Origin of the sequence: Vibrio sp. 16, assembly GCF_963681195.1 — a bacterium.
Lineage (GTDB): Bacteria > Pseudomonadota > Gammaproteobacteria > Enterobacterales > Vibrionaceae > Vibrio > Vibrio sinaloensis_D.
Genome location: NZ_OY808997.1, coordinates 2,250,510 through 2,273,991, shown reverse-complemented (window position 1 = coordinate 2,273,991; position 23,482 = coordinate 2,250,510). Strand labels below are relative to the sequence as shown.

General features: G+C 47.3%; 22 protein-coding genes. 12 read left to right on the top strand and 10 right to left on the bottom strand.

Features of this window, described 5'->3' with window-relative positions; translation table 11 throughout:
* Positions 1-98: 98 nt before the first annotated feature.
* Complete coding sequence (metJ, locus tag U9J37_RS10365) at positions 99-419, top strand: met regulon transcriptional regulator MetJ (RefSeq protein ID WP_038141179.1); 321 nt, start codon at positions 99-101, stop codon at positions 417-419.
* Between the two features lie 128 nt (positions 420-547).
* On the opposite strand, the gene U9J37_RS10360 is transcribed toward metJ, so the two are convergent.
* Positions 548-1,825, bottom strand: coding sequence for a malic enzyme-like NAD(P)-binding protein (locus U9J37_RS10360; RefSeq protein ID WP_005474185.1), 1,278 nt, complete (start codon positions 1,823-1,825; stop codon positions 548-550).
* A 256-nt stretch (positions 1,826-2,081) separates the two neighbouring features.
* Positions 2,082-2,300: a 50S ribosomal protein L31 gene (gene rpmE, locus U9J37_RS10355; RefSeq protein WP_004743259.1), complete on the bottom strand. Its 219-nt coding sequence runs from the start codon at positions 2,298-2,300 to the stop codon at positions 2,082-2,084.
* Positions 2,301-2,608: 308 nt separating this feature from the next.
* Here rpmE and priA point away from each other — a divergent pair, with 308 nt between their 5' ends.
* The 6 genes from priA (at position 2,609) to U9J37_RS10325 (ending at position 10,504) form a co-directional block, all read left to right on the top strand.
* A complete protein-coding gene (gene priA / locus U9J37_RS10350; RefSeq protein ID WP_005474165.1) occupies positions 2,609-4,810 on the top strand; it encodes a primosomal protein N' in 2,202 nt (733 codons plus the stop codon).
* Between the two features lie 353 nt (positions 4,811-5,163).
* The gene (gene cytR, locus U9J37_RS10345) at positions 5,164-6,171 is read left to right on the top strand and encodes a DNA-binding transcriptional regulator CytR (RefSeq protein WP_038141259.1); all 1,008 of its coding nucleotides are present in this window, start codon (positions 5,164-5,166) and stop codon (positions 6,169-6,171) included.
* 112 nt (positions 6,172-6,283) lie between these two features.
* Entirely contained in the window at positions 6,284-6,829 is a 546-nt protein-coding gene (ftsN, locus tag U9J37_RS10340) for a cell division protein FtsN (protein WP_038186689.1), read from the top strand.
* 128 nt (positions 6,830-6,957) lie between these two features.
* Positions 6,958-7,503 carry an ATP-dependent protease subunit HslV gene (gene hslV / locus U9J37_RS10335; RefSeq protein ID WP_005474218.1) on the top strand — a complete coding sequence of 182 codons (546 nt, stop codon included), beginning with the start codon at positions 6,958-6,960 and terminating at the stop codon, positions 7,501-7,503.
* A gap of 37 nt (positions 7,504-7,540) precedes the next feature.
* Positions 7,541-8,875 (top strand): ATP-dependent protease ATPase subunit HslU, encoded by a 1,335-nt coding sequence (gene hslU, locus U9J37_RS10330; protein WP_005474183.1) that lies wholly within the window; start codon positions 7,541-7,543, stop codon positions 8,873-8,875.
* Between the two features lie 225 nt (positions 8,876-9,100).
* The gene (locus U9J37_RS10325) at positions 9,101-10,504 is read left to right on the top strand and encodes an SPFH domain-containing protein (protein WP_005474160.1); all 1,404 of its coding nucleotides are present in this window, start codon (positions 9,101-9,103) and stop codon (positions 10,502-10,504) included.
* A gap of 85 nt (positions 10,505-10,589) precedes the next feature.
* Here the strand turns inward: U9J37_RS10325 and frdD are convergent, their stop codons facing one another.
* The 5 genes from frdD to U9J37_RS10300 form a co-directional block, all read right to left on the bottom strand.
* Positions 10,590-10,967: a fumarate reductase subunit FrdD gene (frdD, locus tag U9J37_RS10320; RefSeq protein WP_005474194.1), complete on the bottom strand. Its 378-nt coding sequence runs from the start codon at positions 10,965-10,967 to the stop codon at positions 10,590-10,592.
* Between the two features lie 12 nt (positions 10,968-10,979).
* Positions 10,980-11,363, bottom strand: coding sequence for a fumarate reductase subunit FrdC (frdC, locus tag U9J37_RS10315; protein WP_005474186.1), 384 nt, complete (start codon positions 11,361-11,363; stop codon positions 10,980-10,982).
* Position 11,364: 1 nt separating this feature from the next.
* Positions 11,365-12,129, bottom strand: coding sequence for a succinate dehydrogenase/fumarate reductase iron-sulfur subunit (locus tag U9J37_RS10310; protein ID WP_005474233.1), 765 nt, complete (start codon positions 12,127-12,129; stop codon positions 11,365-11,367).
* Positions 12,129-13,946 carry a fumarate reductase (quinol) flavoprotein subunit gene (gene frdA, locus U9J37_RS10305; RefSeq protein WP_005474210.1) on the bottom strand — a complete coding sequence of 606 codons (1,818 nt, stop codon included), beginning with the start codon at positions 13,944-13,946 and terminating at the stop codon, positions 12,129-12,131. Before frdA ends, U9J37_RS10310 begins: the two co-directional genes overlap by 1 nt.
* A gap of 163 nt (positions 13,947-14,109) precedes the next feature.
* On the bottom strand, positions 14,110-14,352 hold the full coding sequence (locus U9J37_RS10300; RefSeq protein ID WP_005474180.1) for a hypothetical protein: 243 nt from the start codon (positions 14,350-14,352) through the stop codon (positions 14,110-14,112).
* A gap of 22 nt (positions 14,353-14,374) precedes the next feature.
* On the opposite strand from U9J37_RS10300, the gene epmA reads away from it, so the two are divergent.
* The 5 genes from epmA to cysE all read left to right on the top strand — a co-directional run bounded on the left by epmA (position 14,375) and on the right by cysE (position 18,634).
* Positions 14,375-15,346: an elongation factor P--(R)-beta-lysine ligase gene (gene epmA, locus U9J37_RS10295; RefSeq protein WP_005474196.1), complete on the top strand. Its 972-nt coding sequence runs from the start codon at positions 14,375-14,377 to the stop codon at positions 15,344-15,346.
* A 146-nt stretch (positions 15,347-15,492) separates the two neighbouring features.
* Positions 15,493-15,927: a rhodanese-like domain-containing protein gene (locus tag U9J37_RS10290; protein WP_005474235.1), complete on the top strand. Its 435-nt coding sequence runs from the start codon at positions 15,493-15,495 to the stop codon at positions 15,925-15,927.
* Positions 15,928-16,084: 157 nt separating this feature from the next.
* Positions 16,085-16,552, top strand: a complete 468-nt coding sequence (secB, locus tag U9J37_RS10285; protein ID WP_005474178.1) for a protein-export chaperone SecB — start codon at positions 16,085-16,087, stop codon at positions 16,550-16,552.
* Between the two features lie 162 nt (positions 16,553-16,714).
* Positions 16,715-17,749 carry an NAD(P)H-dependent glycerol-3-phosphate dehydrogenase gene (gpsA, locus tag U9J37_RS10280; protein WP_005474156.1) on the top strand — a complete coding sequence of 345 codons (1,035 nt, stop codon included), beginning with the start codon at positions 16,715-16,717 and terminating at the stop codon, positions 17,747-17,749.
* Positions 17,750-17,812: 63 nt separating this feature from the next.
* Complete coding sequence (gene cysE, locus U9J37_RS10275) at positions 17,813-18,634, top strand: serine O-acetyltransferase (protein ID WP_005474152.1); 822 nt, start codon at positions 17,813-17,815, stop codon at positions 18,632-18,634.
* Between the two features lie 56 nt (positions 18,635-18,690).
* On the opposite strand, the gene U9J37_RS10270 is transcribed toward cysE, so the two are convergent.
* The 3 genes from U9J37_RS10270 to ppc form a co-directional block, all read right to left on the bottom strand.
* A complete protein-coding gene (locus tag U9J37_RS10270; protein ID WP_005474161.1) occupies positions 18,691-19,503 on the bottom strand; it encodes a C13 family peptidase in 813 nt (270 codons plus the stop codon).
* Between the two features lie 154 nt (positions 19,504-19,657).
* Positions 19,658-20,197, bottom strand: a complete 540-nt coding sequence (locus U9J37_RS10265; protein WP_038186710.1) for a PadR family transcriptional regulator — start codon at positions 20,195-20,197, stop codon at positions 19,658-19,660.
* A gap of 445 nt (positions 20,198-20,642) precedes the next feature.
* Positions 20,643-23,279 carry a phosphoenolpyruvate carboxylase gene (gene ppc / locus U9J37_RS10260; RefSeq protein WP_043887189.1) on the bottom strand — a complete coding sequence of 879 codons (2,637 nt, stop codon included), beginning with the start codon at positions 23,277-23,279 and terminating at the stop codon, positions 20,643-20,645.
* Between the last annotated feature and the right edge of the window lie 203 nt (positions 23,280-23,482).

Here is a 23,482-nt window from a genome sequence, read left to right as displayed (position 1 = left end):
CAACACTTCTAGACGTCTATATGTCTTTGCTTGTGGCTATAAATACCGCTAAAATTGCGCTTTACTCAACTAAACATAAAAATGAATTAAGGTGCGCAATGGCAGACTGGAATGGCGAATACATAAGCCCATACGCTGAGCATGGAAAGAAAAGCGAACAAGTAAAGAAGATCACGGTTTCTATTCCATTGAAAGTATTGAAGGTATTAACGGATGAGCGTACTCGTCGTCAGATTAATAACCTACGCCATGCAACAAACAGTGAGTTATTGTGTGAAGCATTTTTGCATGCCTATACCGGTCAGCCACTACCAACGGATGAAGATTTAAGAAAAGATCGCCCAGATGATATCCCTGCAGAAGTGAAAAAACTGATGGAAGAAATGGGGATCGAATACGAAGCGTTTGACGAAGAATAAAAACACGCCTTGGTTAGTCCATAATTGGTAACAAACGCACCTCTTAATTTGCTGTCGTCGATTTGTTTCAGATACTAAAAAGCCGCTGACTTTAGGTTAGCGGCTTTTGGTTTTCAGAGGCGTGACGATTACGCTCCCATGTAGCCTTCAGGCATATCGATACGTGCAACGCCAGAGTCAACGGCCGCTTGTGCCACAGCTTTAGCAACGCGAGGTAGTAGGCGAGCATCCATTGGTTTTGGAATGATGTAGCTTGGTCCAAACTCTAAGTGGTCTACGCCCGCAGCTTTAAGGACTTCTGCCGGCACTTCTTCTTTTGCCAGTTGACGAATCGCATCAACGGCTGCAAGTTTCATTTCATCATTGATTTCACTTGCGCGAACATCCAATGCACCACGGAAGATGAATGGGAAGCAAAGAACGTTGTTCACTTGGTTTGGATAGTCAGAGCGGCCTGTACCCATGATGAGGTCATCACGCACTTCATGCGCCAGTTCCGGTTTGATCTCTGGATCAGGGTTAGAACAAGCAAACACAACAGGTTTATCGGCCATCAACTTTAGAGCCTCAGCCGGAAGTAGGTTAGGACCAGATACACCTAAGAACAGGTCCGCGCCTTCGATCACATCTTCAAGCGTGCGTTTATCGGTATTGTTGGCGAATAGCTGCTTGTACTCATTTAGGTCGTCACGACGAGTATGAATGACCCCCTTACGGTCAAGCATATAAATCTTTTCACGCATCGCGCCACATTTGATCAGTAGCTCCATACAAGCCACAGCGGCAGCACCTGCGCCCAAACAAACGATCGTTGCCTCTTCTAGCTTTTTACCTTGTAGCTCGATCGCGTTAAGCATGCCCGCCGCAGTAACAATTGCAGTACCGTGTTGGTCGTCGTGGAAAACAGGAACATCACAACGTTCAATCAGTTGCTTTTCAATTTCGAAGCAATCCGGTGCTTTGATGTCTTCTAGGTTAATACCACCAAAGGTGTCAGCAATGTTAGCGACAGTGTCAACGAACTCTTCGATAGTGCGGTGTTTGACTTCAATATCAATCGAGTCCAAACCAGCGAAGCGTTTAAATAGCAGTGATTTACCTTCCATGACTGGTTTTGAGGCCAGCGGACCTAAGTTACCTAGACCAAGAATCGCAGTACCGTTGGAAATAACCGCAACCATGTTGCCTTTAGACGTATATTTGTAAACATTGTCTGGGTTTTGTGCGATCTCACGAACGGGCTCCGCTACACCTGGGCTGTATGCTAACGCGAGGTCAGTTGCGGTCTCCGCAGGTTTGGTTAGTTCAACAGAGATCTTACCGGCTGTTGGGTAAGCATGGTAATCCAACGCCTGTTGACGGAATTGTTCTTCAGGGGATAGTTCTTGGTGATTGTCAGATGACATAGGTGTAGGTACTCGTTATTAATGTTTGGAAAGGGGGAATCCATTCTAGAGTAACTAAGTCAAGCTGCAAAGGTCAGAATGCGACCTGTAACGCCAAAAGGTGTCAATTCACTGGAGATTAGACCAGATGAATAGAGATGTCGCTAGGAATTCTCAATATTGATGAAGCAATACACTGCGTTAATAGAGACTTTTCTGAACGTGAAAAACAAAAAAGGACGCCAGAGCGTCCTTTTTAGATTCGGTTAAGAAGTGATTACTTCTTGCTTGATAGAGCACCGAAACGCTTGTTGAAGCGATCAACACGGCCGCCTGTATCAACGATACGTTGCTTACCAGTGTAGAATGGGTGACATTTGTCACATACGTCTAGGTGGATTGACTCTTTAGCTAGAGTTGAGTTGAACTCAAAAGAGTTGCCACAAGAACATGTTGCTTTAACAGCTTTGTACTCTGGGTGGATACCAGCTTTCATGGGAGAACCTCTAATATAGGCCGTGTCGCTATCCGAATCTTAGCCGGACACCACACGTAGTTAAAAAATAGCTTGGATACCGCTGCCATTGGCGAGCCATATCTCTAAGGCGCGCTATAGTAATGAATCCATCTCTCTGAATCAACCCGTTTACAGAGAAAAGTGCTACTTTTTTAGCCGAATATGGCAAAGGTGCTTGTTGGTATTCTCTCAAGCTAAGTTTTGGTCAGCAAATCCCGTCTCTTTCTACTTTTGACCTTTTCCCTTACACTGGTTTGGTCTCACTTTACACTTCTTTAATGGCTATTATGCGACCAACGATTGCGCGAGTGGCGTTACCTGTTCCACTGGACAAACAGTTTGATTATCAGATCCCTTCACATGCGTTTCCGATTATCGGCGGACGAGTGTCGGTGCCGTTTGGTCGACAAACTCTGGTTGGTGTGGTTACCGCGTTGGTGAATGAGTCGGAATTTGGGGTTGATAAGCTCAAACCGATCAAACAAGTACTTGATAGCCAACCTGTCTGGCCAGATACGCTTTACTCTTTGTTGTATTGGTGTAGCCAGTTCTATCAGTACCCGCTGGGCGATACCTTACTTAATGCTATGCCGAGTGCCTTAAGAAAGGGCAAGCCTGCCGATTTTGCCGCGCTGGTGGAGTGGCAACTGACGTCGCTGGGGCGTGACCAATTCATGCAGGGTTTTGGTCGAGCAGTACAACAGGCGAAAGTGATGCACATGCTCGAGCTTGGACCTGTTCCTCACCAGGTGTTTATTGATCAAGACATCAGTTCTAGCGTTCTAAAAACGTTAAGTGAGAAAGGGTGGATAGAATCGATTGAGCGCAAACCCGTTATTCGAGATTGGAGCCAAGACGTTGAAGCGTCTGTTGAGAAGCCGAAGCTCAACACTGAACAAGCGGTGGCGATTGCGACCGTCAATAGTATCGATGGTTTTGGGTGCTTTTTGCTGGAAGGGGTAACGGGATCAGGTAAAACCGAAGTGTATCTCAACTTGATAAAACCTGTACTTGAGAAAGGAAAGCAGGCGTTAGTCCTGGTTCCGGAAATTGGCCTTACTCCTCAAACCATCAATCGATTCAAAAAGCGTTTCACGGTTCCTGTTGAAGTGATTCACTCAGGACTGAATGATAGCGAAAGATTGAACGCGTGGCTTTCGGCTCGAGATAACGCGGCGGGGATTGTTATTGGTACTCGGTCAGCATTGCTTACGCCGTTTCACAACTTGGGCATTATCATCGTTGATGAAGAGCATGACGCTTCGTATAAACAGCAAGACAGTCTCCGTTACCATGCTCGGGATGTTGCGGTTATGAGAGCGAACAAAGAGCAGATTCCTATTGTGCTTGGATCTGCGACCCCTGCGCTGGAAACGCTCCATAATGCACTGCAAGGCAAGTATCACCACTTGATCCTCTCTAAGCGAGCGGGTAATGCGACGCCAACCACCAACAAAGTACTAGATATCAAAGGATTGTACTTAGAGAGTGGTCTCTCTGCGCCTTTGATTGCCGAAATGCGTAAGCACTTACAGGCTGGCAATCAAGTGATGCTGTTTCTTAACCGACGTGGCTTCTCTCCGGCTCTTATGTGCCACGAATGTGGTTGGATTGCAGAATGTAAACGCTGTGATGCCTACTATACCTACCACCAGTACAGTAACGAGATTCGTTGCCATCACTGTGGATCTCAGCAACCCATTATTCACCAGTGTCAAGGATGTGGCTCGACGCACTTGGTGACGGTCGGTGTCGGAACTGAGCAATTAGAAGCACAACTCGCGCAGCTATTTCCAGATTACAAAGCGATACGAATTGACAGAGACAGCACTCGCAGAAAAGGAAGCCTTGAGTCCGCGCTCTCTGCGATCCGAAATGGTGAGTATCAGATCCTGATTGGAACCCAGATGCTTGCCAAAGGGCATCACTTCCCCGATGTCACGTTAGTCGGGCTGTTGGATGTTGACGGCTCCCTTTACAGCAGTGATTTTCGCGCTTCTGAACGTTTAGCTCAGCTGTTCATTCAAGTTGCTGGTCGGGCAGGACGCGCGAGTAAACCTGGGGAAGTTGTGCTGCAAACCCACCACCCTGAACATAGTTTATTGCAGGCGCTACTAACCAAGAGCTATCGTCATTTTGCAGAGACCGCGCTTCAAGAGCGCAAACTGGCGATGCTACCGCCGTATACATTCCTTACCTTGTTTCGAGCTGAGGCCAATCAAAGCCCATTGGTTGAAGAGTTTTTGCGTCAAGTCCGTCACACCCTAGAGGCTCATCCGCTGTTTGATGATGGTTGCCAAGTGTTAGGACCGACGCCCGCCCCCTTGGCCAAACGTGCAGGTAAATACCGTTGGCACTTACTACTGCAAACCCAGCAACGCTCTACGATGCAAAAATTACTGTCGAGCGCCAAGCCTGTCATTCAAATGCTGCCTAGCGCGAAAAAAGTGCGTTGGACTATGGATATTGAACCGCAAGATCTCAGCTAGTCCTTTTGGGGGATTCATTCGCTTGCGTTATCAATGTTGGATGAATTAGTTGCTGCAAGATTAATGATTTGCATGTTTTTCATTTATTTGTGATTGAGATCTTGTTTGAGCTGCTCGTTTTGTTAAATCTCCCGTAACTTTGAATGACGAAATGAATAAACTAGACCAAGTATTACTTGACTATGCCCACGATATCGCGGCAAGTTAATCGTTTGCTTCGTGCAAATGAACCATAAGAATGAGCTTTAGCTCATCATCGTCACTCCCGACAATCAGAACGAGAGGATGTGACTCAACAAGGTTTAGGTGGCACCGCGCTACCAATGTTGGAAATTGAAGAGGGTAAAATTTTTATGGCGACAATGAAGGATGTTGCCCAGCTAGCAGGCGTTTCGACAGCGACGGTTTCTCGTGCGTTGATGAATCCCGAAAAAGTGTCTTCTGCTACCAGGAAACGAGTAGAAGATGCAGTGCTAGAAGCTGGATACTCACCGAACTCTTTAGCGCGTAATTTGCGTCGCAATGAGTCCAAAACCATCATTGCTATCATTCCAGACATCTGTGACCCCTATTACACAGAAATCATCCGTGGAATCGAAGACGCAGCAATGGAACATGGCTACATCGTTTTACTCGGCGACAGCGGCCAACAGAAAAAACGTGAAAGCTCATTTGTGAATCTCGTCTTTACCAAGCAGGCAGATGGCATGTTGCTACTTGGTACCGACCTTCCTTTTGATGTCAGTAAGCCAGAGCAAAAAAACCTGCCTCCGATGGTGATGGCATGTGAATTTGCACCTGAGCTAGAGCTTCCTACAGTTCATATCGACAACTTAACATCGGCGTTTGAGGCAGTGAACTATTTGACGCAAATGGGGCACAAACGTGTCGCACAAATTTCGGGTCCAGAATCCGCGGTTTTGTGTCAGTTCCGCCATCAAGGTTATCAACAAGCGCTGCGCCGTGCGGGCATCACCATGAACGCCAACTACTGCACTAATGGAGACTTTACCTTTGAAGCGGGTGCGAAGGCGGTTCGCCAACTACTTGCGCTCAAAGAGCCGCCTACCGCGGTATTCTGTCACAATGATGCGATGGCCATTGGCGCGATCCAAGAAGCGAAGAAGTTAGGGCTACGGGTCCCACAAGATTTGTCTGTCGTTGGCTTCGATGACATTCAGTTCGCCCAGTATTGCGATCCGCCGCTAACCACGATTTCTCAGCCAAGGTATGAGATTGGGCGCCAAGCCATGTTGATGATGCTTGAGCTGCTTCGAGGGCATGATGTACGTGCTGGTTCAAGGCTGCTCGAGACGAATCTTGTTGTGAGAGAGAGCGCGGCGCCACCAAGAGTACTGTAACGACAACCAAAAGCGGCGTATTTTGCTGCGCCGCTTCCATTTCCCCTCTGTCATCGTTTGGCAATCTGCATTACCATATCGGCAGTGGCTCACCTATGATTGATGTACAACAGTGGCAAACAAAGATTATGTAAAACGTGGCCGAGGCAGCAGTGGGCGTAAACCTACACGCAAACAAGCGGCTCCTCGTCGAAAACCCTGGCGTAGTGGACTTATCGCCATTCTATTGGTGTCTGTCTTTGGTTATGGCTTGTATACCCTAAGCACAGACCCTGAACCGCCAGCACCTGTTGTCGAAACAAAACCTAAGCCAAAGCCGAAACCAAAAGCGACGTTACCTCCTCCTCCTGAGGAGAAATGGGATTACGTTGAAAGCTTGCCAAACCGCGAAGTGGAAGTGCAAGCGAAGGAGCAAGTGGTTTCCGAAATCCCTTACATCATGCAGTGTGGTGCGTACAAAAACGCTCAGCAAGCGGAAGCACGCAAACTGGATATCGCATTTCAGGGTATCAATAGCAAAATCCGCAAAAAAGAGGGCAGCAGTTGGTATCGCGTGGTACTAGGGCCTTACAAATTTAAGCGTGATGCAGAGCGAGATAAGCACAAACTTCAACGCGCTAAGATCGAGCCTTGCGCGATTTGGAAAGAAGCACAGTAAAACACAAAAAACGAACCTCTCGGGGTTCGTTTTTCATTTCTATCTCAAGGTTGTTCCCTTGAATTCCTCTTTGGGTAGCCTCATATAATCTTTAACACTGAGATTAAAACAACTATGAGGCCCTACTCGTGACTACCATTGTATCTGTACGTCGTAATAACAAAGTCGTCATCGCTGGTGATGGACAAGTATCTCTAGGTAACACAGTAATGAAGGGCAATGCGCGCAAAGTGCGTCGCCTCTATAACAACAAAGTTCTAGCGGGCTTTGCTGGTGGTACGGCTGATGCCTTCACGCTGTTTGAAAAGTTTGAAAGTAAGCTGCAGATGCATCAAGGTCATTTGACCAAAGCAGCAGTGGAGCTGGCAAAAGATTGGCGTAGCGATCGCGCACTTCGTAAGTTAGAAGCTTTGCTAGCGGTGGCTGACGAAACAGCGTCACTTATCATTACGGGTAACGGTGATGTCGTTCAGCCTGAAAACGACCTGATTGCGATTGGTTCAGGGGGCAACTTTGCTCAAGCCGCGGCAACGGCTCTGCTTGAAAATACTGAATTAGATGCGCGTGAAATCGCAGAGAAATCACTGAAAATTGCCGGTGATATCTGTGTATTCACTAACCATCACCACACTATTGAAGAACTAGAAATTCCAGCTGAGAAAATCGCTGAATAACCAAAGATAGTGGCAAACAAATTTAAGGAAACTGATTATGTCTGAAATGACTCCTCGCGAAATTGTTCATGAACTCAACCGCCATATCATTGGTCAAGAAAACGCGAAACGCTCAGTTGCGATTGCGCTGCGTAACCGCTGGCGCCGTATGCAATTGGAAGAAAGCTTGCGTGTTGAAGTGACACCGAAGAACATCCTAATGATTGGTCCAACCGGTGTCGGTAAAACAGAAATCGCTCGTCGTCTGGCGAAACTGGCCAATGCGCCTTTCATCAAGGTTGAAGCGACGAAATTTACTGAAGTTGGCTACGTAGGTAAGGAAGTGGAAACCATCATCCGCGATCTGACAGACGTAGCAATCAAAATGACGCACCAGCAAGCGATGGAAAAAGTAAAATTCCGTGCTGAAGAACAAGCCGAAGAGCGTATTCTTGACGCGCTACTGCCGCCAGCGCGTGATGCTTGGGGTCAGAATGAGCAGCAAGATGAAAGCTCATCAAACACTCGTCAAATCTTCCGTAAGAAGCTGCGTGAAGGCAAGCTAGACGACAAAGAGATTGAAATCGATGTGGCTGCGCCGCAAATGGGCGTGGAAATCATGGCGCCTCCGGGCATGGAAGAGATGACGAATCAGCTTCAAGGCATGTTCCAAAACCTCGCGGGTGACACTAAGAAGAAGCGCAAGCTTAAAATCAAAGATGCATTCAAAGCATTGACCGAAGAAGAAGCGGCGAAGTTGGTTAATCAAGAAGAGCTAAAAGAGCAGGCAATCTTTAACGTTGAGAACAACGGCATCGTCTTCATTGATGAAATCGACAAGATCTGTAAGCGTGGTGAAAGCTCAGGTCCTGACGTATCTCGAGAAGGTGTACAGCGTGACTTACTGCCTCTAATCGAAGGTAGCACAGTGTCAACCAAGCACGGCATGGTCAAAACAGACCACATTCTGTTTGTGGCTTCAGGTGCATTCCAAGTCGCGAAACCATCAGATTTGATTCCAGAGCTGCAAGGTCGTCTGCCTATTCGTGTTGAACTTGAAGCGCTTTCAAGCAATGACTTCAAACGTATTTTGACGGAGCCAAAAGCGTCTCTAACAGAGCAATACGTTGCGCTAATGAAGACCGAAGATGTTGATATCGAGTTTACTGAAGACGGCATCACGCAAATCGCTGAAGCGGCGTGGACGGTTAACGAGACCACGGAAAACATTGGCGCTCGTCGCTTGCACACTGTGATGGAACGCTTAATGGATGAGATCTCGTTTGAAGCGACAGATAAATCAGGCTCTAAGCTAACAATCGACGCTGACTACGTGAAAGCAAAATTGGGCGATACCATTGAAGATGAAGATCTAAGCCGCTTTATTCTTTAATCACTGAAGTATTGAAAGCGCCGACCTTTGGGTCGGCGTTTTTGTATCTGCGGCTCATAAATAAGATTTGTGTATATTTCGGAAAAAACATGTAATTAATGTGAATCTTTCGATTATTCCTAAGTTAAATGTTTTGTTACATTTAACGCCGTTGAAGCGAGTCTCTATAACATTCTGTTTTTGTTTGGTTTTAAGAGAACTCATTCAACGTATAGGAGAATTAGAATGTACGATATTGGCTTAGGACAGACAACGAAAGTCGAACAGCGTCGCCAGATGCTACACCGAGGTATAAAAGCCGCGGTATTTGGTGTGCCGCTGCTCGCATTGGGTTTAACGATTAATAGCTCTGTTTTGATGACTGACGCGGGTTACAGTTACGTGCATCAAAACAACATCACCGGTGAACTGGATGTATTCACCGAGCCTGGAATTCACTTCAGAATGCCGTTTCTTTCCAAAATCACTCAGTATGATCAGGTGATTACGGTTTCATTCGGCAACAGCAAAGGGGAAGACTTTTATCAACGTCTTGATCCCGTGCAAGTGCGTTTTGCCGATACTTATATTGGTCAAATCCCGGTGACATTTCGCTTCAAACTGAGTAATGATCCAGAAGCAGTGAAGAAAATGCACCGAGAGTTTCGCAACAACAGCAACTTAATTGATGCCTTGCTGGTGAAAAATGCGCGTAACGTGACGGTGATTACCGCTACTCAATACACAGGCGAAGAGTTCTTCCAAGGAGGCCTGAACCAGTTTAAATCTAAGCTTGGCGATCAACTGCGTGATGGTATCTACACCACAGAGCGTCGTCAGGTTGAAGTCGAACAGCTAGATCTTGCACCTGTAGGGGTTGATCAATCGAATGCTAATCAGTTGCAACGCACCAACCAACTGGTCTGGAAAACCGTGCCTGTTGTGGACTCAAGTGGTCAACCGATTCGTCAAGATAACCCTCTGCAGCAGTATGGCATCCAAGTGACTCAGGTAACCATTGGTGATCCTCAGCCAGAGAAGCAGCTTGATCAGCTATTAGCGGACAAAAAGCGTTTGGTTGCCGACCGTATCCGTGCAATTCAGGAGCAAGAGACGTCGAAAGCTCAAGCGGAAACTGAGCAGTTGCGAAAAGAGATCCAGCGAACTCGTGAAGTACAAGACGCTCAGCGTCAGAAGGAACTGGCGATCATTTCTCAGCAGAAAGAAGTTGAAGTAGCGAGGCAAATTGCAGAGCGTGAGATCGTTGAAGTTGAAAAAACCAAACGTCTTGCTGAAGTCGAAAAAGAGAAAGAGCTCGCGATAGCAGAAGCCAACCTAGCCATCCAAAAAGCGAACGCGCTATCGGCAGAATTTGAAGCCAAAGCGATACTTGAAAAAGGTCGAGCGGAAGCAGAAGTTCTAAAAGCGAAGTACGCTGCACTGGGCGCTAACCGTGAAGTATACCTAGCGGAGCTAAATCGCGATGTGGCGAACTCGTTGTACAGTAATTTGCAGAACTTCCAAGTTCAGATGCCGCAAAACTACATCGGTGGTAGTGATGAAACAGGCTTAAAAACCAACTTGGACGTAATCACTGGCTTTGGCGCCTTGGGGCTTATGGACCAAACGAAGAAGGTGACCCAGCAATAGGTACATGGGTAACCTAAAGCTCGAGAAGGTATGAAAAAAGAGGCTGATAGTATCTATCAGCCTCTTTTTGATTTTATCTTGTCTCTTAAATCATAAAGATAAAGATAACCGCTAGTGCAGAAATCAAACCTGCGAATGCGTAACACGCCACTTTGCCAACGACACCCGTGTGGAACTTAAGGTCGTGCATACCGTGGTGTACACGGTGCATGGCATGCCACATTGGCAGTGCGAGTGTACCGATAATGAACAGGGCACCAATGATGCTGGTGGCAAACTCAGACACACGCTCATAACTCAGTGCATCAGCATTGATGACGCCTAAAGGTACCAAAATACCCAGCACTAAAATCGTAACAGGGGTGATCATTGCAAACCAAGTACCACCTGCGCCAAATAGCCCCCACCAGATTGGCTCATCAGAACGCTTCGGTGCTCTATCTACTGAAAAATTCGGTTTCATTGTTAAAGCTCCTTACACGATGACCAAAACGACAAGTGAGATGAAAGCAACAGCAGCCCATTGAGTCAGAACAATGATCTTCTTATCGACTGGCTTACCTTTCAAACGAATCGGCATTACCTGAGGCATCATGCTGAAGAAGGTTTGTGCGTGCAGGAGGCTACCTAACAGAGCCACGATGTTAATCGCAACTACCACAGGGTTAGCCATAAAGCCGAGCCAGGTTTGCCATGCTTCTGGGCCTTTTACGAGTGCGCCCAGACCAAATGTCAGGAACAAAGTAAATAGCACCAAAGGCAGTACGGTTGCTTCACGCAGCATGTAGAAGCGGTAAAACGGATGATCTTTCCACCATGTACGTTTTACTTCACGAACGTAAGGTTTACGGTTACTCATCTTACGCCTCCTCTGCTGTTTTTGTTGGAGTGCCATCAGGTTTGAACATGGAGATAACGAAGTCCATTGAAGACTCCACTTTACCTTGGTTTACCGCTGCTGCTGGGTCTACGTTTTTCGGACACACTTCAGAACAGTAACCGACGAAGGTACAGCCCCAGGCACCATTCTCACCATTGATTAACGCCATGCGCTCATCTTTACCGTTGTCACGGCTGTCTAGGTTGTAACGGTGTGCCAGAGTGAGGGCAGCAGGGCCGATGAACTCAGGGTTCAAACCGAACTGAGGACAGGCTGCGTAGCACAGACCACAGTTGATACAGCCAGCAAACTGCTTGTACTTTGCCATTTGTTCAGGTGTTTGTAGGTTCGTGCCGTCTTCTGGTTTACGGTCGTTACCAATGATGTAAGGTTTGATGGCTTCTAGGCGCTCGATAAACGGCGTCATATCCACGATCAAATCTTTCTCGATTGGGAAGTTTGCTAGTGGTTCAATTTTCACGCCATTTGGGTAATCGCGTAGGAAGCTCTTACACGCAAGTTTAGGCACGCCGTTGACCATAATGCCGCAGGAACCACAGATCGCCATACGACAAGACCAGCGGTAAGACAGGTCTTTGTCTAGGTTGTCTTTGATGTAGCCAAGCGCATCAAGCGTTGACATGGTTTCATCAAATGGCACTTCAAAGGTTTGAAAATGCGGTTCTGCGTCTTTCTCTGGGTCATAACGCAGAACTTCTACTTTTTGGATGCGATTTGCTGACATTATGCTTGCTCCTCTGCCTGCTTCTCTGCCGCTTGCGCTGCTTCTTCTGCAGCGGCTTTCTCTGCTGCTTCACCGTATAGACGTGCTTTTGGTTGTGACTTAGTAATCGTCACATTGCTGTAGTCGATACTTGGTGCAGAGTCTTCTTTGAAGAATGCGAGAGAGTGTTTCAGGAAGTTCACGTCGTCACGCTCTGTACAACCATCGTCTAGACGCTGGTGCGCACCACGTGACTCTTTACGCAAGATTGCAGAGTGAACCATCGCTTCTGCCACCTCTAGGCCGTAACCGACTTCGATAGCGTAAAGAAGGTCTGTGTTGAACACCTTGCCTTTGTCTTTGATGCTAATGCGCTTGTAACGCTCTTTCAGCTCAGTGATTTTTTCAATCGTTGCTTGCATTAGATCTTCTTGGCGGTAGATACCACAACCCGCTTCCATGGTGTGACCCATTTCAGTACGGATGGTTGCCCAGTTTTCATCACCTTCTTGGTTCATCAGTGCGGCAATGCGTTCTTCAACTGCTTTCACTTGAGCTGCAATTGACTCTTCGTTCCAGCCTTTAAACTCTGCTGCACGTTTCACTGCTTGCTCACCCGCAACGCGACCGAATACCACGAACTCAGCCAGTGAGTTAGAACCAAGACGGTTTGCACCGTGAAGACCCACAGAGGCACATTCACCGACTGCGAATAGACCTTTGATGCGAGTTTCACATTCGCCGTTGGTTTCAATACCACCCATGGTGTAGTGAACCGTTGGACGAATTGGAATTGGCTCTTTTGCAGGGTCAACGTTCACGTAAGCTTTCGCTAGTTCACAGATGAACGGGAGACGCTCTTGTAGGTACTCTTCACCTAGGTGGCGAAGGTCTAGATGCACCACATCACCAAGAGGGTGTTTGATGGTGTTGCCTTTCTGTTGTTCGTGCCAGAAAGCTTGCGAAACTTTGTCACGTGGACCAAGTTCCATGTATTTGTTCTTAGGTTGACCCACTGGAGTTTCTGGGCCCATGCCGTAGTCTTGTAGGTAACGATAGCCATCTTTGTTAACGATGATACCGCCTTCACCACGACAACCTTCAGTCATTAGGATACCCGTGCCAGGAAGACCTGTTGGGTGGTACTGAACGAATTCCATATCACGTAGAGGAACGCCGTGACGGTAAGCCATCGCCATGCCGTCGCCCGTTACGATACCGCCGTTGGTGTTACAGTGGTAAACTCGACCTGCGCCACCTGTTGCCAATACAACGGATTTTGCTTTGATGGTCACTAATTCACCCTCTGACATGTGAATCGCGATCAGGCCTTGAACCTCACCTTCATCAACAAGCAGATCCACAACAAAATACTCATCAAAACGTTTGATGTTGTCGTATTTCATCGACGTCTGGAATAGGGTATGAAGCATGTGGAAGCCAGTTTTGTCGGCAGCGAACCAAGTACGTTCGACTTTCATGCCACCGAAACGGCGTACGTTCACTTCACCGTTTTCTTTACGGCTCCATGGACAGCCCCACTGTTCCATTTGAATCATTTCACGAGTTGCATTCTTTACGAAGTACTCAACGACATCCTGTTCACAAAGCCAGTCACCACCGCCAACGGTATCGTTGAAATGGTTGTCTAAGCTGTCTTCATCCTTGATAACTGCGGCTGAGCCACCTTCTGCAGCGACCGTGTGAGAACGCATCGGGTACACTTTAGAAATCAGAGCAACTTCTAAGTCAGGGTTTGCTTCAGCTGCTGCAATAGCAGTGCGAAGACCAGCGCCGCCTGCGCCGATCACTGCGATATCTGTGGTGATAGTTTGCACAGTTATCCTCCAGTGTGAAATTGCGGAAATATCCGCTTGTTATAATAAAATGGGGTTACTCCCCAAAAGTGGTAGGGTTAGTGTAGAAGAGCTTTTTTTCAGAAAAATTGATGTAATTAGGTTTTTGCTCCACTAATGCATGTAAGAGCATAAATTTTGCAGGTTATGTGACTGCAATCACGGCAAAGGATTTTATGACTTTTTGGCTTGCGAGGAACTTTGTTAAACGGCTGTTGCGTGACATTACAGGCATGGATAGTTCGTGTTGCGACGGATGTTTTTTGAGCTGTAATACGCGAAATGCTTGCTTCATATTCGCCCATTTTAAAAGCTGCTTTGAGGGGGCTAAGTCGGTAAAATGGCGCTCACTAGGCAAAGAAGAACAAAATTGATACTTTGCCGCCATCAAACATCTAAAGAGAGTTCCTATGAACCAAGATTGGCAGCCCACCGCTTCGGTAGAGCAATTGCGTCAACGTGCGCATTTGTTGAACCAGATCCGTCAGTTTTTCCTAGAGCGTGATGTATTGGAAGTTGATACACCCGCAATGAGCCATGCGACGGTGACCGATGTTCACTTACACACGTTCCAAACGGAGTTTGTTGGTCCAGGTTACGCCGACGGCAGTAAGCTCTATTTTATGACGAGCCCAGAGTTCCATATGAAGCGCCTCTTGGCGGCGGGTAGTGGTTGTATTTATCAGATCAATAAAGCATTTCGTAATGAAGAGAATGGCCGTTACCACAACCCTGAATTCACTATGCTCGAGTGGTACCGAGTTGGCTTTGACCATCACCAGTTAATGGATGAGATGGACGACCTACTGCAACTAGTATTGAAGTGTGGCGCTGCTGAGCGTATGACTTACCAGCAAGCTTTCATGGACGTACTTGGTGTGTGCCCGTTAGAAGGTTCGATGCAGGAACTCAAAGTGGTGGCGGCCAAGCTGGGGCTGAGTGATATTGCAGAGCCTGAAGACGATCGCGATACCCTACTGCAATTGCTATTTAGCATCGGCGTCGAAGCTAAGATAGGCCAAAAGACTCCGGCATTTGTTTATGATTTCCCAGCCTCCCAAGCCGCTTTGGCGAAAATAAATCGACAGGATCCAAGAGTCGCCGATCGTTTTGAGCTCTACTTTAAAGGGATTGAACTGGCAAACGGCTTCCATGAGCTGGATAACCCCAAAGAGCAGTTGAAACGTTTTGAGCAAGACAACGCTAAGCGCGTTGAGATGGGGTTGGAGCCTCAACCGATTGATCATAACCTGATCGCTGCTTTGGAGTCAGGGCTTCCAGAGTGCGCGGGCGTCGCACTGGGCGTTGATCGCTTGATTATGCTGGCGATCGGCTGTGATCACATTGATCAGGTGACTGCTTTCCCATTCCCAAGAGCGTGACTAAATACGCAACAGATGGTGATTGTGCGTGCATTTGGCTCGCTTAGGCACCTTAACCTCGCTATACTCCCAATCTGAATTTTAGTCTAGAGCTGCTATCGCCTTCATATTTGAAGTGGCAGCTCTATCATCGAAGAGCACAGGACATGCAAGATTACATCGCATTTTTTCAAGAGAACATGATTCTATCTCTGGTATGGGTAGGTCTTTTGGTCGCCCTTATCATGAACATCGTTAAGTCTGCGACAGCAGCCTACAAAGAAATCACTGCCAACGAAGTGACCACCCTGATGAACCGTGAGAATGGTGTTGTGGTTGATATTCGTGCGAAAGATGAGTTCCGCAAAGGTCATATTACCGATGCAGTTCACATTTTGCCGTCTGATATTAAAGCAGGTAACTTTGGTAGCCTTGAAAACCGCAAAGGTGACCCAATCATCGTAGTATGCAAGACAGGTCAAACGGCGCAAGAGAGCGCTAACCTTCTAGCGAAAGCAGGCTTTGAAAAAGTGAACTTGCTTAAGAATGGTCTTATTGCTTGGAATGAAGCAAACCTACCTTTGGTTAAAGGTAAGAAGTAATTTACACAACGAATGCTTGGAGCGTTGATTGAAAAGTCAGCGTTTATCGCTGAGAGATGTGAAGACTCCCACGAAATAGCGTGGAAACCTAGTCAGCGTAAGCACTCTCAGTTAGTCTCGAAACAGACTCGTAATTCAAGATTAAAGGATTTTTATAATGGCTGAAGCAGCACCGCAACAAGAAGCTCAAAACTTCGCAATTCAACGTATCTTCCTAAAAGACGTTTCTTTCGAAGCGCCAAATTCACCAGACATGTTCCAAAAAGAGTGGAACCCAGATGTGAAACTGGATCTAGACACGCAAAGCCGTGAACTGGGTGAGGGTGTTTACGAAGTTGTGCTTCGTTTGACTGTTACTGTGAAAAATGCAGAAGAGACAGCGTTCCTATGTGAAGTACAGCAAGGCGGTATTTTCACAGCAGAGAAAATGGAAGCAGGTCAACTCGCTCACTGTCTAGGTGCGTTCTGTCCAAACATTCTATTCCCATACGCTCGTGAAACGATTTCTAGCCTAGTTGTTAAAGGTACGTTCCCACAACTAAACCTTGCACCAGTTAACTTTGATGCACTGTTTATGAACTACCTACAGCAACAAGCTCAGGCGGAAGGCCAAGCGGAAGCTTAATTGACTGACTCTGTTTTACAGAGCGGGAATCAAATGCACAGAGTATCTTCATGTTGATGCGCTGTGCATTTTTTCTTTAAGTAGAGTGGAGTTTTCAGCGTCTTACTCATCAAGGCGATGACAACTGGATTCTAGTCACTTACACGACAATCAGGCGGAACAATGACAGATAAAAATACCAACAATGCCTACGGTAAAGAGATTTCAATGGTGGTTCTTGGAGCGGGGTCATACGGCACCTCGCTCGCGATCTCGTTGGCTCGCAACGGTGCGAACATCGTAATCTGGGGGCACGAGCCAGAACACATGGCGCGTTTGGAAGCCGATCGCGCTAACCATGAGTTTCTACCTGGTATTGATTTTCCAGAGAGTTTAATCGTTGAGTCTGATCTAGAAAAAGCGGTTCAGTCTAGCCGTGACCTTTTGGTTGTCGTACCGAGCCATGTGTTTGGTATTGTATTGAACAGCGTGAAGCCTTTCCTGCGCGACGATACGCGCATCTGCTGGGCAACGAAAGGGTTGGAGCCAGAAACGGGTCGTTTGTTAAAAGATGTGGCTTACGACGCGCTAGGGGAAGGCTACTCACTGGCAGTGTTATCTGGCCCGACGTTTGCGAAAGAGTTAGCGATGGGTATGCCGACGGCTATCTCGGTAGCTTCACCAGATGCCGAGTTTGTTGCCGATCTCCAAGAAAAAATTCATTGCAGTAAAACATTCCGAGTGTACGCAAACAGTGACTTTACTGGCATGCAGTTGGGCGGCGCGGTGAAGAACGTGATTGCGATTGGCGCGGGTATGTCAGATGGCATTGGTTTTGGCGCGAACGCTCGTACCGCATTAATTACCCGTGGTCTCGCGGAAATGAGCCGCTTGGGAGCTGCTCTAGGTGCACAAGCGGAAACGTTTATGGGCATGGCGGGTCTTGGCGATCTGGTACTGACTTGTACAGATAACCAATCACGTAACCGCCGCTTTGGTTTGGCTTTAGGTCAAGGCAAGGATGTGGATACGGCACAGAATGAAATTGGTCAGGTGGTTGAAGGCTATCGCAATACCAAAGAAGTGTTTTTGTTGGCTGAACGCATGGGCGTTGAGATGCCAATTGTTGATCAAATCTATCAAGTATTGTATCAAGGAAAGGATGCGCGACTCGCTGCGAAGGATCTTCTTGCTCGCGATAAGAAGGCAGAGGCATAAGGCTACCCAGCTACTAGAAGAAAGATCGTATCTAGCAACAAGGATTGGATACTAGGAAAGCACATGAAACATTGCGAAAAAAAGAACGTTTGGCAAGCGATTGTTCGTGAAGCAAGAGAGCTCTCGGAGCAAGAGCCTATGCTTGCGAGCTTTTATCATGCCACGATCATTAAACACGACAGCTTAGCGTCGGCGTTGAGCTACATTCTTGCCAACAAGCTCAATACTGCTTCAATGCCGGCTATGGCGGTACGTGAAGTCGTTGAAGAGGCGTTTAATGCCGATCCAAAGATTACCGAAGCCGCAGCGTGTGACATTTGCGCGACGGTAAATCGAGATCCAGCGGTCGCAATGTACTCAATGCCATTACTCTATTTGAAAGGGTATCACGCGCTGCAAGGGTATCGCGTTGCTAACTGGCTTTGGAAGCAAGGTCGAGTCGCTCTTGCGACGTATCTTCAAAACCAAATCTCTGTGGCTTGTCAGGTGGATATTCACCCAGCTGCCCGCATTGGCCGTGGCATCATGTTAGACCATGCAACGGGTATTGTGATTGGTGAAACCGCGGTGGTGGAGAATGATGTCTCCATCCTTCAAGATGTGACACTTGGCGGTACAGGTAAAGAGTGCGGGGATCGTCACCCGAAAATTCGCGAAGGCGTGATGATTGGTGCTGGGGCAAAAATTCTCGGCAACATCGAGGTCGGCGAAGGCGCTAAGATTGGTTCTTGCTCCGTAGTGCTGCAACCCGTGCCTGCTCATACGACCGTGGCGGGGGTGCCTGCCAAGATTGTCGGTAGACCGAAAACCGATAAGCCGTCATTGGATATGGACCAACAATTCAATGGTAAATCCCAAAGCTTTATTGGTGGCGACGGGATATAGCCCTTCGAAAATGCTCATCTAAGAAGCCAGCTAGTTATCTAGCTGGCTTTTTTGTTTCATAGGTCCATTAAAGACAGCTGGTCATCGATTGGTTTAGCACTTTGGTACATTGGGTTCGAGTTATCGAAACCGAGCTTGGTTTCTCTCAGTGTGACTTCTTCTTTTGCCGCGAGAAAAGCCTGGAAAAATGAGTGTGTTCTTGTCAGATTATTTTTGAAGAAGGCTTCACCAAAGAAGGTGAATTCTGCGGTATTGGTGCATCCAAACGAGGGGTGGTTAGGATCGGAGGCGCTAATGACTAGGGTGTTTAAATCGGCAAGCTGACTCACGAAGTTGCCAGAGAAGCAGGCTGAAACTACAACCACTCGCCATTTGATCCCTGAGTTGTCTAACATCGCCTTGAGCTCTTTAGGCGAAATGGTTTCGTTGTGATTTGGCCCAAAACTCACATTCAAGCCAAAGCGAAATTCACCATGCCCAGAGAGGTAAAGAAACAGAATATCGTTGTCGACATCCATTTGCTGGCCAATAGCGGTGAGGGTTGCGGATAAGTTGTCTGATGTCGCCATTGGGTAATCATTTTGGGTCTGGCGATTGTTGATCAGTAGTAGCGAGCGCCCTTCGGTTTCAAACCGTTGATCAAATAGCTGCTGGACATAACTGACTTCTTTCATGAATACGTTCTGGGAAGAGTCCGCAGCAAAGCCCACAAAATACATCTCAACCTTATCAGGGGACTGCGGGGTGAGATTCGTGCTTTGCGCTGTGACCAATGCTGGCTGCGCATCCAGCAGCGCTTGGTTAACGCATCCACTGAGTATCAGACAAAGAAATAGGTTCGCAATGAGCTTGGAGATTGGTCTCGTCATCAGGGGAAATGTCCTTTAGTCACATAGAAGGACATATAGTGACGTGGTTTTGCACACAATTCCTTTTGCTTTTATAAAGTTACGACGGAACTCAAAATGGCAGGCACTAAAAAGCCGAATCCGTGGATTCGGCTTGTATGGAATAGCGCGGTAATTAGCCTAGCTCTGCAAGCTCGCTGAGTACTTCGTCTGCCCACTCAATCCAAGCTTGGCGAACCAGAAGATTGCGGCGCAATGTTAAGCGCTCTAGACGTTGCTGCTTGTCCAAAGTAGATGGTGTTGAGTAGTACGCACTTTCAATTTCTTGGTAATGCGCAACGAGTTTGCGAGACTCCTCAACCAGCTCTGCTAGCTGAACTCGGTATGGCGCCGATGGTTGAACGGCACACGCCATGAGTTTTGCTGAGAATTCATCACGCACTGTTGGGTGCGCAGTTGGTTGGTCGAACCATTCACCAAGCGCTGTGCGACCCGCGTCTGTGATGGAGTAAACCTTACGATCAGGTTTGCCTTCTTGAGGTTCTAATACGCAAGTTACAAGCTCGTTTTGAGCCATTTTGTTAAGCTCACGATAGACTTGCTGGTGGCTAGCTTTCCAGAAGTAGCCGATGGTTGCTGAAAATTCTTTGGTGATATCGTAGCCAGTAGCATCGCGTGTGCTCAGTACTGTCAGAATAACGTGTGGTAATGACATGTCTTCAATCCAAATGGTCAATAAACTCAAATACGACTGCTTAGCTACTGTTGTGCTTCTATGGCACTTAATAATCAGTGGAATACCGTATAAGGTAGTCTTTAAGCAGCGCCAACATATGTTGGCCATGTCACCTTAAAAAAGCCGTTTATCACCTAGATCGAATCACGAAGGAGTCGAAGAAACTGTATGTTAAGAATTGTTATATACATACAGAGGACGAGTAGTATATCTAAATAATAAGCATAAAGTAGAATAGAAGGACAAAATATACCAAAAAACTGATATTTTTCTCAATAATTGAAAAATTCGGTTTATAATTCTTTTTATTGGTTATAAAAGTCTTCTTTTGTTAGTGTTTTTGCTGTTTATCTATTAACCAATAGCGAAGAATAAAAAAGGGCTAGCCTTTCAGCTAACCCTTTGCATAGAGTGGAAATGGACACTAACCAGTGTTACGCATGCCTGCAGCAATACCCGCAATGGTGACCATTAGCGCTTCTTCAAGCTCTTCTGTCGATGCTTCTTCACTCTGACGAGTGCGGTACAGAAGCTCTGCTTGAAGCATGTTCAAAGGCTCAACGTAGATATTACGTAGGCGAATCGACTCTTGCCCCCACGGATCGCTTTGCATCAAGTTTTCGTTGTTCTCTACATTGAGCACAGCTTTGATGTCTTTCTTAAGCTGGTCACGTAGACGATCACCCAGAGGCTGAAGTTTAGGATCGACGAGACGCTCATCATAGTAGCGAGAGATCTCGATGTTACACTTGGTGTAGACCATCTCTAACATGCCTAGACGAGTTGAGAAGAACGGCCACTCGCGACACATCTCCTCAAGCAGCGCTTGGTGACCTTTGTCGACCGAGTACTGAATAGCTTCACCCGCGCCCAACCATGCAGGCAGCACCAGACGGTTTTGACTCCACGAGAAAATCCACGGAATCGCTCGCAGGCTTTCTACGCCGCCTTTAGGGTTACGTTTTGCCGGGCGAGAGCCAAGCGGTAGTTTGCCTAACTCGAGCTCTGGGGTTGCTTGACGGAAGTATGGAACGAAGTCTGGCTCGCCACGTACAACGCTGCGGTATGCTTCACAGCTGACTTCAGACAGTACATCCATCAGATCACGCCATTCTTGTTTTGGCTCTGGTGGCGGTAGCAGGTTCGCCTCCAAGATAGCGCTGGCGTACAGGTTGAAACTGTTTACCGCAACATCGGGTAGGCCTAGCTTAAAGCGGATCATTTCACCTTGCTCAGTAACGCGAAGACCGCCTTTTAGACTCTTCGGTGGCTGAGATAGCAACGCAGCATGAGCAGGCGCACCACCGCGGCCAATTGTACCGCCACGACCGTGGAAGAGGGTAAGCTCCACGCCTTCTTCTTCAGCCACTTTCACTAGTGAATCCATCGCGTGGTACTGAGCCCAGCCTGCCGACATTACACCCGCGTCTTTTGCTGAATCCGAGTAGCCAATCATTACCATCTGGTGGTTTTGGATAAATCCGCGGTAGAGGTCAATCCCCATGAGCTGTTTGATTACAGATTCCGCATTGTTCAAATCGTCTAGAGTTTCAAACAATGGACAAACGTCCATACGGTATGGGCAACCTGATTCTTGAAGCAGCAGGTGAACGGCCAGTACGTCAGAGGCTGTGCGTGCCATTGAGATGACGTAAGCACCGAAAGCTTCACGCGGCTGAGCGGCGACAATCTTACAGGTATCCAGAACTTCTTTGACCGCCTCTGATGGCTCCCAATCACGGGGAAGAAGCGGGCGTTTCGAGGCCAATTCGTTGGTCAAGAAGGCAATCTTATCTTGTTCGCTCCACTGATCGTAATCCCCAATGCCCAAGTAGCGAGTTAGCTCAGACAGCACATCTGAGTGGCGAGTGCTTTCTTGGCGAATATCTAGGCGAACGAGGTGAACTCCGAATGCTTTAATGCGACGAAGAGTATCTAGCAGCGAGCCATCAGCGATGATGCCCATGCCACATTCATGCAGCGATTGGTAACACGCGTATAGTGGCTCCCAAAGTTGTTCGATACGCTGCAGAGGAGCCTTAACCGCCAGTTTTTGGCCGTGGACTTTCGCATCGAGAATTTCTTTGGTTTCGTTGAGCAGGTTACGTAACTCTTTTAGAACCGCACGATAAGGTTCGTGCTCGTCTTCTCCGGCAAGTGCGCGAATGGTGTCGTTACATTGGGTCATCGACAGCTCGCTAACAAGCTCATTGACATCGTTGAGGTAAAGATCGGCCGCTTTCCAGCGAGAGAGAAGCATCACTTCACGAGTCACGGTATGAGTGACGAATGGGTTACCGTCGCGGTCACCGCCCATCCAAGAGGAGAAGTGTACAGGGCGAGCATCAATAGGCAGCCCTTCACCAAGATAATCTTTTAGACGACCATCCATCTCACGCAAGAAATCTGGTACTGCTTCCCACAGAGAGTTTTCGACAACGGCAAAGCCCCATTTTGCTTCATCAAGAGGCGTTGGGCGCTGCTTACGAATGGTATCGGAATGCCAGCTCTGGGCGATTAATTGCTCAAGGCGACGTTCTGTTTTTGCTCGTTCTTTGACTGACAGGTCACCGAGCTCAAGCTTGGATAGACACTCATTGATCTTAACAAGCTTGTTGATCATGGTGCGACGCGTGATCTCTGTTGGGTGAGCGGTCAGGACAAGTTCAATATTCAGTTCGCGAACCGCTTGAGCCGTGTCTAACTTGCTGATGTCGTTTTGGCTCAACTTAGAGAAAAGCGTATTGAGAGCGTCTGGTTCACAAACGTGTGCATCACAATGACGAGAGATAGTGTGGTACTGCTCTGCCATGTTGGTCAGATTGAGGAACTGGTTGAATGCATGGGCAACAGGGGTTAGCTGCTCATTTGGAAGGTTTTTGATTTCCTCGATCAAGCTGTCTCTATCAGCCTGATTACCAGCTAGGGCGGACTTGGAAAGTTTACGAATCGTTTCTACTTTCTCTAGAAGTTCCTCACCATGTGCATCCTTGATGGTGTTACCGAGCAAGTGTCCTAGCATGCTCACATTGCTTCGCAGAGCAGAGTATTTCTCGTTCATTGTCATCCTGCCTTGTAAAAAAATTACATCCAATGTTCTTTTGTTAAGCAAACAATCTAGCGAAAAATGTCGTGCGGAGTCAATTATCGCATGCAAAGTTTGCAAATATTATGAAAAGGAATGTAACCCAAGTAAGCAACAGATTGATGTGAAGTATGCTGAAATTTTATTACAAAAAGGGCTAGCTACACTCAAGCTAGCCC

What these genes read in the sequence shown, in the direction of transcription:
- metJ (WP_038141179.1), top strand. Translation starts at nt 99, where the DNA reads ATGGCAGACTGGAATGGCGAATACATAAGCCCATACGCTGAGCATGGA.
- U9J37_RS10360 (WP_005474185.1), bottom strand. Translation starts at nt 1,825, where the DNA reads ATGTCATCTGACAATCACCAAGAACTATCCCCTGAAGAACAATTCCGT.
- rpmE (WP_004743259.1), bottom strand. Translation starts at nt 2,300, where the DNA reads ATGAAAGCTGGTATCCACCCAGAGTACAAAGCTGTTAAAGCAACATGT.
- priA (WP_005474165.1), top strand. Translation starts at nt 2,609, where the DNA reads ATGCGACCAACGATTGCGCGAGTGGCGTTACCTGTTCCACTGGACAAA.
- cytR (WP_038141259.1), top strand. Translation starts at nt 5,164, where the DNA reads ATGGCGACAATGAAGGATGTTGCCCAGCTAGCAGGCGTTTCGACAGCG.
- hslU (WP_005474183.1), top strand. Translation starts at nt 7,541, where the DNA reads ATGTCTGAAATGACTCCTCGCGAAATTGTTCATGAACTCAACCGCCAT.
- U9J37_RS10325 (WP_005474160.1), top strand. Translation starts at nt 9,101, where the DNA reads ATGTACGATATTGGCTTAGGACAGACAACGAAAGTCGAACAGCGTCGC.
- frdD (WP_005474194.1), bottom strand. Translation starts at nt 10,967, where the DNA reads ATGAAACCGAATTTTTCAGTAGATAGAGCACCGAAGCGTTCTGATGAG.
- frdC (WP_005474186.1), bottom strand. Translation starts at nt 11,363, where the DNA reads ATGAGTAACCGTAAACCTTACGTTCGTGAAGTAAAACGTACATGGTGG.
- U9J37_RS10310 (WP_005474233.1), bottom strand. Translation starts at nt 12,129, where the DNA reads ATGTCAGCAAATCGCATCCAAAAAGTAGAAGTTCTGCGTTATGACCCA.
- U9J37_RS10300 (WP_005474180.1), bottom strand. Translation starts at nt 14,352, where the DNA reads ATGGCGGCAAAGTATCAATTTTGTTCTTCTTTGCCTAGTGAGCGCCAT.
- epmA (WP_005474196.1), top strand. Translation starts at nt 14,375, where the DNA reads ATGAACCAAGATTGGCAGCCCACCGCTTCGGTAGAGCAATTGCGTCAA.
- U9J37_RS10290 (WP_005474235.1), top strand. Translation starts at nt 15,493, where the DNA reads ATGCAAGATTACATCGCATTTTTTCAAGAGAACATGATTCTATCTCTG.
- secB (WP_005474178.1), top strand. Translation starts at nt 16,085, where the DNA reads ATGGCTGAAGCAGCACCGCAACAAGAAGCTCAAAACTTCGCAATTCAA.
- gpsA (WP_005474156.1), top strand. Translation starts at nt 16,715, where the DNA reads ATGACAGATAAAAATACCAACAATGCCTACGGTAAAGAGATTTCAATG.
- cysE (WP_005474152.1), top strand. Translation starts at nt 17,813, where the DNA reads ATGAAACATTGCGAAAAAAAGAACGTTTGGCAAGCGATTGTTCGTGAA.
- U9J37_RS10270 (WP_005474161.1), bottom strand. Translation starts at nt 19,503, where the DNA reads ATGACGAGACCAATCTCCAAGCTCATTGCGAACCTATTTCTTTGTCTG.
- U9J37_RS10265 (WP_038186710.1), bottom strand. Translation starts at nt 20,197, where the DNA reads ATGTCATTACCACACGTTATTCTGACAGTACTGAGCACACGCGATGCT.
- ppc (WP_043887189.1), bottom strand. Translation starts at nt 23,279, where the DNA reads ATGAACGAGAAATACTCTGCTCTGCGAAGCAATGTGAGCATGCTAGGA.